This window comes from Pseudomonas sp. CP-1 (assembly GCF_021213715.1).
Classification (GTDB): domain Bacteria; phylum Pseudomonadota; class Gammaproteobacteria; order Pseudomonadales; family Pseudomonadaceae; genus Pseudomonas; species Pseudomonas aeruginosa.
Genome location: NZ_JAJQKY010000001.1, coordinates 552,399 through 565,988, shown reverse-complemented (window position 1 = coordinate 565,988; position 13,590 = coordinate 552,399). Strand labels below are relative to the sequence as shown.

The window sequence follows — 13,590 nt, the reverse complement described above, 5'->3', positions numbered from 1 at the left end:
AAGCAGCTAGGCTAAAGTCTCTCGTTTCGCCACACATGCTGAAGCCCAGGTCGGCGGATGAAAAACGATCCTTTCTACAACCTGTTTATAGAAAAACTGAATTCATGGGTGCCGTCCTCCCGCTCCTCGCGCTACGCGCTTTCGTCGAAACCGCCCGCCATGGCAATCTCACCCGCGCGGCCGCGGCCATGGGCGTCACTCCCGGCGCGGTAAGCCAGCAGCTCAGGGCTCTGCAGGCGCGCACCGGCGTCGTCCTGTTCCAGCGCTTCAGCCATGGCATGCGCCTGACGCCGGAGGGCGAGCAGGTCTATCCCGGCCTCCGCCAGGCCTTCGAGCAGATCACCACGAGCCTTGCCCAGCTGGAGGCGATCAATGCCCGCCAGACCCTCACGGTCAGCACCGAGCCCTCCTTCGCCGCCACCTGGCTGGTGCCGCGCCTCGGTCAATTCAGCGCGTCGCACCCGCAGGTGGAAGTCCGCGTGGAGGCTACGGCACTGCTCGCCGACCTGCGCCGGGAACGAATCGACGTCGCCATCCGCCACGGGCTCGGCGACTACCCCGGACTCGACGTGCAGGCGCTGATGGCCCCGCCGCTGATCCCGGTGGCCAGCCCGCGCCTGCTGGCGGAAGGCCCTGAGATCCGCGAAGCGATCGATTGCCTGGCCTACCCGCTGTTGCAGGAGTCGGAGCGCAATGACTGGCGCCTGTGGCTGCGGGCGATGGGGGTGGAGGACGACCCGCGCAGCGAGAGAGGTCCGGCTTTCGCCGACGACCTGCTGCTGGTTCGCGCCGCCGAGGCCGGCCAGGGTATCGCGCTGGTACGGGAGATCCATGCCCGCGCCGAGATCGCCAGCGGCCGCCTGGCGGTCGCCCTCGAGCGGCCCTGGCCGAGCCGCTTCGCCTATTACGCGGTGAGCCTGCCAGGAGCGGCGCAACGAGCACCCCTCTCGCTGTTCCTCGCCTGGCTGCGCGAGCAGGCCGCTGCCGAGGCATAAAAAAACCCGCCACGAGGGCGGGTTCGAAGGGCGGCAGGGAGCTCTTCACTTCCCCCTGCCGAACAGGTTTGAGCTTAGACCGCTTCGCGGCCGCCCACCGGAATATCGCTGGCAGGCGACGAAGCGTTGCCCTCGCCGGCCAGTTCGCGCTGCAAGGTGCCCTCGTCGAGCTGCTTGCACCACTTGGAAACCACTACCGTGGCCACGCCGTTGCCGACCAGGTTGGTCAGCGCGCGGGCTTCGGACATGAAGCGGTCGATGCCGAGGATCAGCGCCAGGCCGGCGACCGGCAGGTGGCCGACGGCGGAAAGGGTCGCGGCGAGCACGATGAAGCCGCTGCCGGTGACGCCGGCGGCGCCCTTGGAAGCGATCAGCAGCACCAGCAGCAGGGTGATCTGGTGGGTGATGTCCATCGGCGTATCGGTGGCCTGGGCGATGAACACCGCGGCCATGGTCAGGTAGATCGAGGTGCCGTCGAGGTTGAAGGAGTAACCGGTGGGAATCACCAGGCCGACCACCGACTTGTTGCAGCCGAGCTTCTCCATCTTGTCGATCATCCGCGGCAGAGCCGACTCGGAAGACGAGGTGCCCAGCACGATCAGCAGTTCCTCGCGGATGTACCTGATAAAGCGCAGGATGCTGAAGCCGTGGGCGCGGGCGATGCCGCCGAGGACGATGAGCACGAACAGGATGCAGGTGATGTAGAAGCACAGCATCAGCTGGCCGAGCTGCACCAGCGAACCCACGCCGTAGGCGCCGATGGTGAAGGCCATGGCGCCGAACGCGCCGATCGGGGCGACCTTCATGATCACGTTGATGATGTTGAACATCACGTGGGAGACACGCTCGATGAACTCGAACACCGGCTTGCCGTAGCTGCCCAGGCGATGCAGGGCGTAGCCGAAGAGCACGGAGAAGAACAGGACCTGGAGGATGTCGCCGTTGGCGAACGCGCCGACCACGGTGCCGGGGATCACGTTCATCAGGAAGTCGACGGTGCTCTGCTTCTCGCCGGCAGCGGCGTAGGCAGCGATCTTGCTGGTGTCGAGGGTGTTCGGGTCGACGTGCATGCCGGCGCCCGGCTGGACCACGTTGACCACTACCAGGCCGATGATCAGGGCCACGGTGGAGACGACCTCGAAGTACAGCAGCGCCATGCCGCCGGTCTTGCCGACCGACTTCATGCTCTGCATGCCGGCGATGCCGGTGACCACGGTGCAGAAGATGATCGGCGCGATGGCCATCTTGATCAGCTTGACGAAGCCGTCGCCGAACGGCTTCATCGCCACCGCCGTTTCCGGGTACCAGTGGCCGAGCGCGATACCGATGGCGATGGCGACCAGAACCTGCACGTACAGGCTCTTGTAGAAGGGTTGTTTGGTCATGGGCAGAGTCCTCACGGGGGCGCTTCGCCAGTTCCCTGGAACGCGCTCACCGGTAGCGTTACCCCCCTTGCTGGGGAGATTTTTTGTCGTGAACCGCCGCGGCGGAACCTTGCCCAGGCATTGCAGAGGCTGTGCCAGGATGCTCTTTCTCTAAATAAAATCCTTATATATCAACAAGTTAAATAAAAAATGAAAATTGCATAGCGGGCTAAGCGTGGCGGATTACCGCCCGGCGGGCCGGCTGTGCCGCGCGAGCATGGCGGGAGTCCGCCACCACCCTTGTCGTCTTCCGGGTGGCGCCCTACCATCGCCGTTCCAACAACAAGGACGCCGCCATGCGTGAGCGCACCATCGCCAGCCATTTCGTCCGCGCCGCGTTGCGCGGGGCCACGCGCCAAGGCCTGGACGGCCCCGCCCTGTTGCGTCGCGCCGGCATCCAGCCGGCCCTGCTGGACGAACCGCGGGCACGCATCGCGCCGGAGCAGTTCACCCGCCTGATGCAGTTGCTCTGGGAAGTGCTGGACGACGAATACATGGGCTTCGGCGAAGTCCGCAGCAAGCGCGGCACCTTCGCCATGATGTGCCACACCCTGATTCATTGCCGGACCCTGGAAAAGGCCCTGCAGCGCGGCGAACTGTTCTACGGCCTGTTCCCCCAGGCGCCGCTGATCCACCTGCGGCGCGAAGGCGACCTGGTGCGCCTGAGCCTCGAGGAACGCCACCTGTCGGACCCGGATCACTTTCTCGCCGAAAGCCTGCTGGTGATCTGGCACCGCCTCGCCAGTTGGCTGATCGGCCAGCGCATCCGCCTGGAGGAAGCCACCTTCAGCTACCCGGCGCCGGACCACCAGGCCGAGTACGACCTGCTGTTTCCCTGCCCCCGGCGGTTTTCCGCCGGCTGCACCAGCCTGCTGTTCGCCGCCCGCTACCTGGGCATGCCGCTGCTGCAGGACGAACGCACCCTCAAGCAGTTCCTCCAGCACTCTCCCGCCGACCTGCTGGCGCGCCCGGACGGCGGCGACAGCCTGACCAGCCAGATCCGCCGCCTGCTCGGCCGCGACTGCCGGCGCTGGCCGGACCTCGACCAGGTCGCCCGCCAGCTGCACATGAGTTCGCAGACCCTGCGACGCCACCTGCGCGAGGAAGGCGGCAGCTTCCAGCAACTCAAGGACCACCTGCGCCGCGACCTGGCGATCTACCACCTGGGTCGGGACGAGCTGTCGATCCAGGACATCGCCGAGCAGCTCGGCTTTTCCGAGCCCTCGGCCTTCCATCGCGCGTTCAAGAAGTGGACCGGCCTCACCCCCGGCGCGTACCGGCACCAGGCGGAAGCCTGAAGCTCAGCCCAGCTCCTGGCGACGAAGCCCGCTGCGCAGTTGGTCGAGCACCGTGGCGAACGGCTGTGGCCGCCCGACCGCGTAGCCCTGGGCGAAATCCACCCCGAGGCGCGCCAGGTGATCGAGGATTTCCCGGCTCTCGACGAACTCGGCCACGGTCACCGCGCCCAGGCGGTGGGCGATCTGGTTGATGGAGTCGACGATGGCCTGGTCCACCGGGCTCTTGTCCAGGTTGCGGACGAAGCTGCCGTCGATCTTGATCACGTCGACGACGAAATTCTTCAGGTAATTGAAGGAACTCAGGCCGGAGCCGAAGTCGTCCAGCGCCACCTTGCAGCCGAGGTCGCGCAGCTTGGCGACGATCCGCGAAGCCACCGACAACTGGTTCATCAACGCCGTCTCGGTCAGCTCGAAGTACAGGCGCTCCGGCCTCAGCGGCGAGTGTTCGATGCGATCCAGCAGGTAAGGCAGGAACAGCGGGTCGTTGAGCGAGTTGCCGGACAGGTTGATGCCGATGCTCAGGCCCTCCACCGCGGCGATCCGCGCGCCGAAGTTGATCAGCGCCTCGTTGATCACCCAGCGGTCGATGCTGGCCATCAGGTTGAAGCGCTCGGCGGCCGGGATGAAGGCGCCCGGCGGAGTCATCTGGCCATCCGGATCGTACAGTCGCAGCAGCAGCTCGTAGTGCCGGTCGCCGTCGCGCCGGGGGCCGACCGGGACGATCTCCTGCGCCTGCAACTGGAAGCGGTCGTTCTCCAGGGCCTCGCGCAGCCCGCTGGCGAGGAGTATGTCGCGGTGCTGGCGCTCCACTTCCTCATGGCCGAACTGGTACACCGAAACCCGGTTGCGCCCGGCATGCTTGGCCGCGTAGCAGGCCACGTCTGCCTGGCTCATCAGTTCGCTGGTGCTGCGCGAGGTGGCGGTAAGGGCGGTGATGCCGATGCTCGCGCCCACGTCGTAGAGCCGCCCTTCCCAGGGGAAGCGCACCGAGCAGATCTGCTCGATGAGCTTGCTCGCCACCTGCTCCGCCTCCGCCAGGTCGCAATCGAACAGCAGCAGGCCGAACTCATCGCCGCCCAGCCGCGCCAGGGTGTCGGAGGCGCGGGTGCGGTCGGCGAGAATCCGGCTCAGCTCGCGCAGCAGCATGTCGCCCGCCGCGTGCCCGGCGGAATCGTTGACCACCTTGAAGCGGTCGAGGTCGATGAAGCACAGCGCATGCTGGGTCGCCCGCTCCTGGGCGTTGGCCAGGGCGCGTTGCAGCTCCTCCTCGAACTTGGTGCGGTTGAACAGCCCGGTGAGGGCATCGTGGGAGGCGTGATAGCTCAGCTCGCGCTGCATCGCCCGGGCCTTGGTGACGTTCTGGAACACCAGCACGGTGCCGATGATCTCGCCATCGCGGGTGCGCACCGGCGCCGCGCAATTCTGGATATCGTGCTGCTCGCCCTTGCGGCTGATCAGCGTGGCGCCGTCCTCCAGGTAGAACACCCGGGTGTTCTGCAGGCAGCGTCGCACCGGGCTTTCCAGGGCCTCGCCGGTGTCGCTGTCGAGCACGTTGAAGACCAGTTCGTGGGGCGCGCCGATGGCGTCCTGCAAGGTCCAGCCGGTCATCGCCTCGGCCACCGGGTTCATGAAGGTCACGCGGCCGCCGGCGTCGGTGGTCAACACGGCATCGCCGATGGAATACAGGGTCACCTGCAGGCGTTCCTTTTCCTCGTGCAGGGTTTCCGCCAGGGTGCGGATCTCGGTGATGTCGCTGTTGATGCCGATCATCCGCACCGGACGGTTGTCCTCGTCGCGCGTCAGCGTGGCGATCGCCCGCAGGTGGCGAACCTCGCGGTTGGGGCGGACGATACGGAACTCGCAGTCGAATTTCTGCAACCCGCTGACGGCGCGCTCCAGCTCGCGCAGCACGCGGTCGTGATCCTCGGCATGCAGGCTCGCCTTCCACTGCTCCACCGTGGTCTCCCCGGGACCGCTGCGGATGCCGTACAGGTCGAACATGCGGAAATCCCAGTGCAGGCGGTTGCGCGCCAGGTCCCACTCCCAGATGCCGATCTGCCCGGCGTCGGTGGCCAGCTTGATCCGTTCGGCGAGGCGCTCGCGCTCCAGCTCGGCACGCTTGCGACTGTCGATATCCTCCACCTGGGTGACGAAGTACTGGGCGACTCCCTCCTCGTCGCGCACCAGCGACACGCTGATGCGCGCCCAGAAGGTTTCGCCGTCCTGGCGCAGGTAGCGCTTCTCCATCTGGTAGGAGTTGATACGCCCGGCGAGCAGGTCGCGCACCAGGTCGAGGTCCAGTTCCAGGTCGTCCACATAGGTGATCTCCTGGAACGACAGCTCGCCCAGGCGTTCGGCGGAATAGCCGAGCATCCGGCACAGCGCCTCGTTGACCTTGAACAGCCGCCCCTCCAGCGACACCAGGGCCATGCCGATCGCCGAGAATTCCATGGCGCCGCGGAACTGCGCCTCGCCGATGGCCACCTGATGCTGCTCGCGGCGGCTGCGCTCCATGATCACCGAGACCAGGAAGGCGGGAATGAGGGTCAAGGCCATCGGCAGGTACAGCAGCGGCTCGCCGAAACGCTGCTGGGACGACTCGGGGACGAACACGCCGAGGGCGATCAGCACGGCGATGAAACAGGTGTTCAGGCAGCCGATCAGCGCGGTGCCGAACACGCTGGTGCTGGCGGCGGCCACCAGCAGCGGCAGGAGCACGTAGATGAAGGCGTAGGGCAGGCGCGTCAGGGCCACGAAGCTGATCACCAGGGTCACCAGCAGGAGCATCGCGTTGTCCACTCCCGCCCGCCCCGACAGAGCGTGACGCCAGGCCGCCAGGTTGCTGGCCATGCACAACGGCAGCAGCGCGAGCATGCCCATCGCATCGCCCACGTACCAGCGCGCCCACATTTCCGGGAAACGCCCCATGCCGAAGACGCTGACCAGCACCGCGCCCACCGAGGCACCGAGCAAGGGCGGGATCAGCGCGCCGGCCCAGAGCACGCGAACCGCCGAATGCAGGTTGAACTCGAAGTCCTCGCGCACCCGGTTGATGCGTAACAGCATCGCGGCGAAGATCGCTTCGCTCAGGTTGGCCGGCAGGAACGCCGCGCTCATCCACAGGCTGTCGCCATACAGGCGGTTGGCCGCCAGGTTGGCCACGGCGGAGCAGAGCAGGATCGCCGGCCACTGGCGCAGCGGCGCGCGCAGCAGGGCGGCGGTGAGGATCGCGTTGGGCAGCCAGATCGCCGCGATGGTGGCAGGCTGGCGCGACAGGTAGATGCAGGCCAGGGCGGCGAGAAAGAACAGCACACCGGCCTGGATGCCCGCCCACAAGCCCCTGTCGTCGGTTTTGCCACTGAACATCCGCTCGAATCCCCGGTACCTGCGTCAAAGGAACTGCGCCAGCCGAACAGACTTCAGCGTAGCGCGGAAACACCTCAGACGTAGGTAACGGCCGCCAAGTCTCAGACTGTAGCGAAACGTATGCGGAAGCAGGCGCCGCCCAGCTCGGAATCGTCCAGGCTCAGTTCGCCGTCGTAGCTCTCGATGATGTCCAGCGCCACGGCCAGGCCGATGCCCTGCCCCGGGTGCTGGGTATCGGCGCGCTCGCCGCGGCGGATGATTCGTGCGCGCTGTTCGGCAGGCACTCCGGGACCATCGTCCTCGACCCACAGCTCCGAGTAACCCGGCCCCAGCCGGGCGCCCACGCGGACCCGGCCCAGGCACAGGCGATAGGCGTTCTCCAGCAGGTTGCCGAGCAGTTCCAGCAGCGCGCCGCGCTCCACCGGCACGCTGAAGGACGGCGAGAAGTCCCGCTGCAGGCTTACCCGCTTGTCGCGATAGACCTTGTCCAGCGCGTCGCACAGGGTCTCCACCAGCGGCGCCAGTTGCTCGCGATGGCGTACCAGGCCGCTCTTGCGCAGGCTGGCGCGCTGCAACTGATAGCCTATCTGCTGGCTCATGCGCTCGATCTGGCCCTGTAGCACCCGCACCTGCTCGCGGTTGCCGGGCTCCTCGGCGAGCTGGTCGCCGACCCCCTGCAAGACCGCCAGCGGCGTCTTCAGACTGTGCGCCAGGTCGCCGAGGGAGTGGCGGTAGCGCTCGCGCTGCTTGTGCTCGCTGCGCAACAGGCGGTTCAGCGAGTGGGTCAGGCGCAGCAGCTCGCGCGGATGCTCCTCGCTCAGGCTCTCGCGCTCGCCGGATTCGATCTGGTCCAGCTCGGAACTCAACCCGCGCATCGCCCGGAAGCCCCAGGTCAGACCTAGCCAGAGCAGCCCGAGCAAGACCAGCAGGGCGCCGCCGAGCCACAGGTAGAGTTGCTCGCGGAACCCCTTGAGCAGGCTCTCGAACTCGCTGACCGATTGCATGGTGACGATGCTGTAGGCCGCCTGCTTGCCGCGCAGCAGGTCGATCTCGACGTCGAACACGAAGAACTCCTCGCCCTTCGCGTCGCGGGTGGTGTGGAATTCATTGCCGCGGCCGTCGTAGCGCGGCGTGTAGTTGATCGACTCGTCGGCCGCCGAGGTGGAGCGCCAGAGCAGATCGCCATTCTGGTCGAAGATATAGCCGAGGACCTTGGCCTCCGGCAGGTTGAACTCCTCCACCGGTAGGTGCTCGGGCATCACCAGGCGGCCCTTCTCCACCCGCGCCGCCGAGACCAGGGTCGCCACGTCGGCGGCCAGGCGCTGCTCGATGGTGTTCTCCAGGGCGATGCCGAAGGCCCGCTGCAGGGCCGGCAGCAGCGCCAGCATGAACAGCACCGCCAGGGCGGCGGCGCCGAGCATCAGACGGATGCGCAAGGAACGGATCACCGGCAGCGCTCGGTGAACAGGTAGCCCTGGCCGCGCACCGTATCGATCGGCTTGAAGCCGCCGCAGGCCTCCAGCTTGCGCCGCAGGCGGCCGACCAGCACCTCGATGACGTTGGCGTCGCGCTCCTCGTCGTCGGGATAGAGCTGCTCCATCAGGCGTTCCTTGGCCACCACCTGCTGGTGATGCCGCATGAGGTATTCGAGGATGCGGTATTCGTAGGCGGTCAGCGCCACCGGTTGCTCCTCGACCAGCGCCTGCTTGCGGTTCAGGTCGAGGACCAGGGGACCGGCCTCGATGGTCGACTGGACGAACCCCGAGGAGCGTCGCAGCAACGCGTTCAGGCGCGCTTCCAGTTCCTCGAACTGGAACGGCTTGACCACGTAGTCGTCGGCCCCGGCGGCCAGGCCTTCGACCTTGTCCTGCCAGTTGCCGCGGGCGGTGAGGATCAGGATCGGGAAGGACTTGCCCTGCGAACGCAGCTCGCGGATCAGGTCCAGGCCGCTCATGCCCGGCAGGCCGAGGTCGATCACCGCCAGGTCGTGGTGGTATTCGCTGACCCGGTAGAGGGCTTCCTCGGCATCCGGTACCGCGTCCACCACGTGCCCCTGTTCACCCAGGCGGGTATAGAGGTGGTGGCGCAACAGCGCCTCGTCTTCCACTACCAGCAGTTTCATGAGGTTCCTCCGGATGAGATGCGGCCGGACCTTCCGGCCCGGCCATCGAAGCATGCCCTCGCGGGCGCTGCGCGGTCATTTAGAACTTGTAGTTGGCGCCCAGGTAGAATTGCGAGCTGCTGTGCAGGTCCAGGGAGCCCAGCTTGTTGCCGCCATGCGGGGTCATCTCGGTGCTGGCGTTGGTGCGCAGGTAACGATAGCCGCCTTCGATCGAGGCATTCTTGCTCAGCTCCTGCAGGATACCGGCCTGCAGCCCGGCAGCGTAGCCGACATCGCTGTCGCGCTTGAAGCCCTTGCCGTCCTGTTCCAGTTTGACCAGGCCGAGGGTGGCACCGCCGAACAGCTTGGTGTTGTTGTCGCCGATCGGCAGGAAGGCGTCGTAGCTGCCGAGCAGGTTCTGCTGGCGCAGCTTGTTGCCGCTGCTGGTGTCGGAGATGTTCTCGTAGGTCGCGTAGTAGCGGCCCTGCTCGAACTGCTGGCCGGCGCGGATGCCCCAGGTGCCGGTGTTGTCGATCACCTTGTCGAGGTTCGGGCTGTTCAGGTTGCGGTTCAGCGACTTGGATTTCTGGATGTTGTTGCTGGTCTCGCCCCAGGTCAGGCCGACGAAGTTGTCGGCGGCCTGGACGCCGGCGGCGGAACCCAGCAGGGCGGTGGCGATGAAGAGAGTCTTGAGTGCTTTCATGGTGTTTCTCCGTTCTGCGAGAGTCGTGTCGTTCACGGCTTGCAGAGTACGGACAGGGTACTGAACCGCCCCTGAACGCTTGCTGAACCCGGGCTGAACGACTCGCGTTTGCCGGCGAACGCTCTGTTTCCAGGCTGCCGCGCGCCGGCTCGGCGAGGTTTTTGCCCGTACTGCAAGTAGGGTCTAGGCTTTCTACAGTCGCCTGCACAGAGGCTGGGCCAATGAACGAACAACCCGACCAGGGACGCGTCAAGGGCATGGAAGCCAGGCTCTTCCTGTTCCTCGTGATCTGCCTGTTCCCGCTGCTGTCCGTCGCCCTGGTCGGCGGCTTCGGTTTCTGCGTCTGGATGTACCAGCTACTGGCCGGCCCGCCCGGGCCGCCGGCCTGAGGTCGGGTATGAGCAGTCGCCGAGAGCTGTTCCGCCGCCTCGGCGGGCACCCGCCGACGCGGCGCCCGCCGTGGACCGCCGCCGACTTCGCCGAAGGCTGCACAGGCTGCGCCGCCTGCGTCGAGGCCTGCCCAGAAGGCGTGCTGAAGCTCGGCGCCGGTCGGCTCGTCGAACTCGACCTCTCCAGCGCCGGCTGCACGCTGTGCGGGGAATGCGCCAGCCGCTGCGAGGCCGGCCTGTTCGATGGCGCGCGCCCGGCCTTCCCCTGGATCGCCACGATCGGCGAAGCCTGCCTGGCCCTGGCCGGGATCCACTGCCGCAGTTGCCAGGACGCCTGCGAACCCGCCGCGATCCGCTTCCGCCCGGCTCCCGGCGGCGTCGCCCTGGCCGAGCTGGACAGCCAGCGCTGCAACGGCTGCGGCGCCTGCCTGGCGCCCTGTCCGAGCCAGGCCATCCAACTGCGCGCGCTATCCACCAAGGAGTTTCCACGACATGCCTGAAGCCCTGCAGATCGCCAGCCTCATCCTGCATTGCCGGCCCGAGCGACTGCCGGCGGTGAAGGCCAACCTGGCGCTGCTCGACGGCCTGGAGATCTACCAGGAAAGCCCGCAGGGCAAGCTGATCCTGGTGCTGGAAGCCGAACGCGAAGAACAGATTCTCGACACCCTGGGCCAGTTGCAGAACCTGCCAGGAGTGCTCAACGCCGTGCTGGTCTACCACGAGATCCTGCACGACGACGATAGCAACGACGCGGCGGCCATGACCGACCGCGCGATACCGTGCTCGCCCGAGGAGACAATCGATGAACCTCACCCGTCGTGAATTCGCCAAGGCCAACGCCGCCGCCATCGCCGCGGCGGCGGCCGGCCTGCCGATCCTGGTCCGCGCCAGCAACCTGGTGACCGAGGCGGACGTCACCAGCCTGGTCTGGAACAAGGCCCCCTGCCGCTTCTGCGGCACCGGTTGCAGCGTGATGGTCGCCACCCGCGACGGCCAGGTGGTGGCCACCCATGGCGACATCAAGGCCGAGGTCAACCGCGGGATCAACTGCGTGAAGGGCTACTTCCTGTCGAAGATCATGTACGGCAGCGACCGCCTGACCCGCCCGCTGCTGCGCATGAAGGACGGCAAGTTCGACAAGCAGGGCGAGTTCCAGCCGATCAGTTGGGAACAGGCCTTCGACATCATGGCCGAGAAGTTCAAGGCCGCGCTCAAGGCCAAGGGACCGGAGTCGGTCGGCATGTTCGGCTCCGGCCAGTGGACGGTCTGGGAAGGCTATGCGGCGAACAAGCTGTTCAAGGCCGGCCTGCGCAGCAACAACATCGACCCCAACGCCCGCCACTGCATGGCCTCGGCGGTGATGGGCTTCATGCGCAGCTTCGGCATGGACGAGCCGATGGGCTGCTACGACGACATCGAGGCCACCGACAGCTTCGTCCTCTGGGGCTCGAACATGGCCGAGATGCACCCGGTGCTCTGGTCGCGGGTCACCGACCGCCGGCTCAGCGCGCCGCAGGTCAAGGTCGCGGTGCTGTCCACCTTCGAGCACCGCAGCTTCGAGCTGGCCGACCTGCCCATGGTGTTCAAGCCGCAGACCGACCTGATCATCCTCAACTACATCGCCAACCACATCATCGAGAGCGGCGCGGTGAACCGCGACTTCGTCGAGCGCCACGTGCGCTTCGCCCATGGCGCCGAGGACATCGGCTACGGCCTGCGCCCGGACGACCCGCTGGAGAAGAAGGCGAAGAACGCCGACAAGGCCAACACCTGGAGCGACATCGACTTCAAGGCCTTCGCCGAGTTCGTCAAGCCCTATACCCTGGAGCGCACCGCGCGCGAAAGCGGCGTGCCCGCCGAGCGGCTGAAGGCCCTCGCCGAACTCTACGCCGACCCCAAGCGCAAGGTGGTGTCGTTCTGGACCATGGGCTTCAACCAGCACACCCGCGGGGTCTGGGCGAACAACCTGATCTACAACATCCACCTGCTCACCGGGAAGATCAGCGAACCGGGCAACAGCCCCTTCTCGCTCACCGGCCAGCCCTCGGCCTGCGGCACCGCGCGCGAGGTCGGCACCTTCTCCCACCGACTCCCCGCCGACCTGGTGGTGACCAACCCGAAGCACCGGGAAACCGCGGAGAAGATCTGGAAGGTGCCGGCCGGGACCATCCAGGAGAAGGTCGGCTTCCACGCCGTGCAGCAGAGCCGGATGCTCAAGGACGGCGTGCTCAACGTCTACTGGACCCAGGTCAGCAACAACATGCAGGCCGGTCCCAACGTGATGCAGGAAGTGCTGCCCGGCTGGCGCAACCCGGACAACTTCGTGATCGTCTCCGACGTCTACCCCACCGTCTCGGCCCAGGCCGCCGACCTGATCCTGCCCAGCGCCATGTGGGTGGAGAAGGAAGGCGCCTTCGGCAATGCCGAGCGCCGCACGCAGTTCTGGCACCAGTTGGTGAAGGCACCGGGCGAGGCGAAGTCCGACCTCTGGCAACTGGTGGAATTCTCCAAGCGCTTCACCACCGACGAGGTCTGGCCCGCGGAACTGCTGGCGAAGGCCCCCGAGCTGAAGGGCAAGACCCTCTACGACGTGCTGTTCCGCAACGGCCAGGTCGACCGCTTCCCGGCCAGCGACCTGGCCAAGGGCTACGCCAACGACGAGGTCGACGCATTCGGCTTCTATATCCAGAAGGGTCTGTTCGAGGAATACGCCGCCTTCGGTCGCGGCCACGGCCACGACCTCGCCCCCTTCGACGCCTACCACGAGGCGCGCGGCCTGCGCTGGCCGGTGGTGGACGGCAAGGAGACCCGCTGGCGCTACCGCGAGGGCTACGACCCCTACGTGAGCAAGGGCAGCGGCGTACAGTTCTATGGCTATCCGGACAAGAAGGCGATCGTCTTCGCCCTGCCCTACGAGCCGCCGGCCGAGGCGCCGGACCAGGACTACCCGTTCTGGCTCGCCACCGGCCGGGTGCTCGAACACTGGCACACCGGGAGCATGACCGCGCGGGTCCCGGAGCTGTACAAGGCGGTGCCCGACGCGCTGGTCTACATGCATCCGGAGGATGCGCGCCAGCTCAAGCTGCGCCGCGGCAGCGAGGTCAAGGTGGTGAGCCGGCGCGGCGAGATCCGCGCGCGGGTCGAGACCCGCGGGCGCAACAAGCCGCCCCAGGGGCTGGTGTTTGTGCCGTTCTTCGACGCCAACAAGCTGATCAACAAGGTCACCCTGGACGCCACCGACCCGATTTCCAAGCAGACCGACTACAAGAAGTGCGCCGTTCGCATCGAACTGCTCAACCTGGCCTGAGGAGCGC

11 protein-coding genes are annotated in these 13,590 nt (G+C 66.8%); 6 read left to right on the top strand and 5 right to left on the bottom strand.

Going from position 1 to position 13,590, the window contains the following annotated elements:
• The first annotated feature begins 104 nt into the window (after positions 1 to 104).
• A complete protein-coding gene (locus LT948_RS02705; RefSeq protein WP_024947007.1) occupies positions 105 to 995 on the top strand; it encodes a LysR substrate-binding domain-containing protein in 891 nt (296 codons plus the stop codon).
• A gap of 74 nt (positions 996 to 1,069) precedes the next feature.
• Here LT948_RS02705 and dctA read toward each other — a convergent pair whose 3' ends face one another.
• On the bottom strand, positions 1,070 to 2,380 hold the full coding sequence (gene dctA / locus LT948_RS02700; RefSeq protein ID WP_003082442.1) for a C4-dicarboxylate transporter DctC: 1,311 nt from the start codon (positions 2,378 to 2,380) through the stop codon (positions 1,070 to 1,072).
• Between the two features lie 335 nt (positions 2,381 to 2,715).
• Here dctA and LT948_RS02695 point away from each other — a divergent pair, with 335 nt between their 5' ends.
• Positions 2,716 to 3,717 carry an AraC family transcriptional regulator gene (locus LT948_RS02695; protein ID WP_003133812.1) on the top strand — a complete coding sequence of 334 codons (1,002 nt, stop codon included), beginning with the start codon at positions 2,716 to 2,718 and terminating at the stop codon, positions 3,715 to 3,717.
• Between the two features lie 3 nt (positions 3,718 to 3,720).
• Here the strand turns inward: LT948_RS02695 and LT948_RS02690 are convergent, their stop codons facing one another.
• From LT948_RS02690 to LT948_RS02675, 4 genes are all read right to left on the bottom strand, one after another.
• Positions 3,721 to 7,083, bottom strand: a complete 3,363-nt coding sequence (locus tag LT948_RS02690; RefSeq protein ID WP_003086577.1) for a diguanylate cyclase — start codon at positions 7,081 to 7,083, stop codon at positions 3,721 to 3,723.
• 101 nt (positions 7,084 to 7,184) lie between these two features.
• A complete protein-coding gene (phoQ, locus tag LT948_RS02685) occupies positions 7,185 to 8,531 on the bottom strand; it encodes a two-component system sensor histidine kinase PhoQ (protein WP_003086574.1) in 1,347 nt (448 codons plus the stop codon).
• Complete coding sequence (gene phoP, locus LT948_RS02680; RefSeq protein WP_003082436.1) at positions 8,528 to 9,205, bottom strand: two-component system response regulator PhoP; 678 nt, start codon at positions 9,203 to 9,205, stop codon at positions 8,528 to 8,530. The genes phoQ and phoP overlap by 4 nt, the downstream gene beginning before the upstream one ends.
• A 79-nt stretch (positions 9,206 to 9,284) precedes the next feature.
• Entirely contained in the window at positions 9,285 to 9,887 is a 603-nt protein-coding gene (locus LT948_RS02675; protein ID WP_003082431.1) for an outer membrane protein, read from the bottom strand.
• A 221-nt stretch (positions 9,888 to 10,108) separates the two neighbouring features.
• Between LT948_RS02675 and napE the strand changes: the two genes are divergently transcribed.
• From napE to napA, 4 genes are read left to right on the top strand one after another with little or no spacing between them, the layout of a single operon-like run.
• Positions 10,109 to 10,276, top strand: coding sequence for a periplasmic nitrate reductase, NapE protein (napE, locus tag LT948_RS02670; protein WP_003082429.1), 168 nt, complete (start codon positions 10,109 to 10,111; stop codon positions 10,274 to 10,276).
• An 8-nt stretch (positions 10,277 to 10,284) separates the two neighbouring features.
• Positions 10,285 to 10,776, top strand: a complete 492-nt coding sequence (gene napF / locus LT948_RS02665; protein ID WP_073657020.1) for a ferredoxin-type protein NapF — start codon at positions 10,285 to 10,287, stop codon at positions 10,774 to 10,776.
• The gene (locus LT948_RS02660) at positions 10,769 to 11,098 is read left to right on the top strand and encodes a chaperone NapD (RefSeq protein ID WP_003082422.1); all 330 of its coding nucleotides are present in this window, start codon (positions 10,769 to 10,771) and stop codon (positions 11,096 to 11,098) included. The genes napF and LT948_RS02660 overlap by 8 nt, the downstream gene beginning before the upstream one ends.
• Positions 11,079 to 13,583, top strand: a complete 2,505-nt coding sequence (napA, locus tag LT948_RS02655; protein ID WP_003107632.1) for a nitrate reductase catalytic subunit NapA — start codon at positions 11,079 to 11,081, stop codon at positions 13,581 to 13,583. The genes LT948_RS02660 and napA overlap by 20 nt, the downstream gene beginning before the upstream one ends.
• Positions 13,584 to 13,590: the final 7 nt, after the last annotated feature.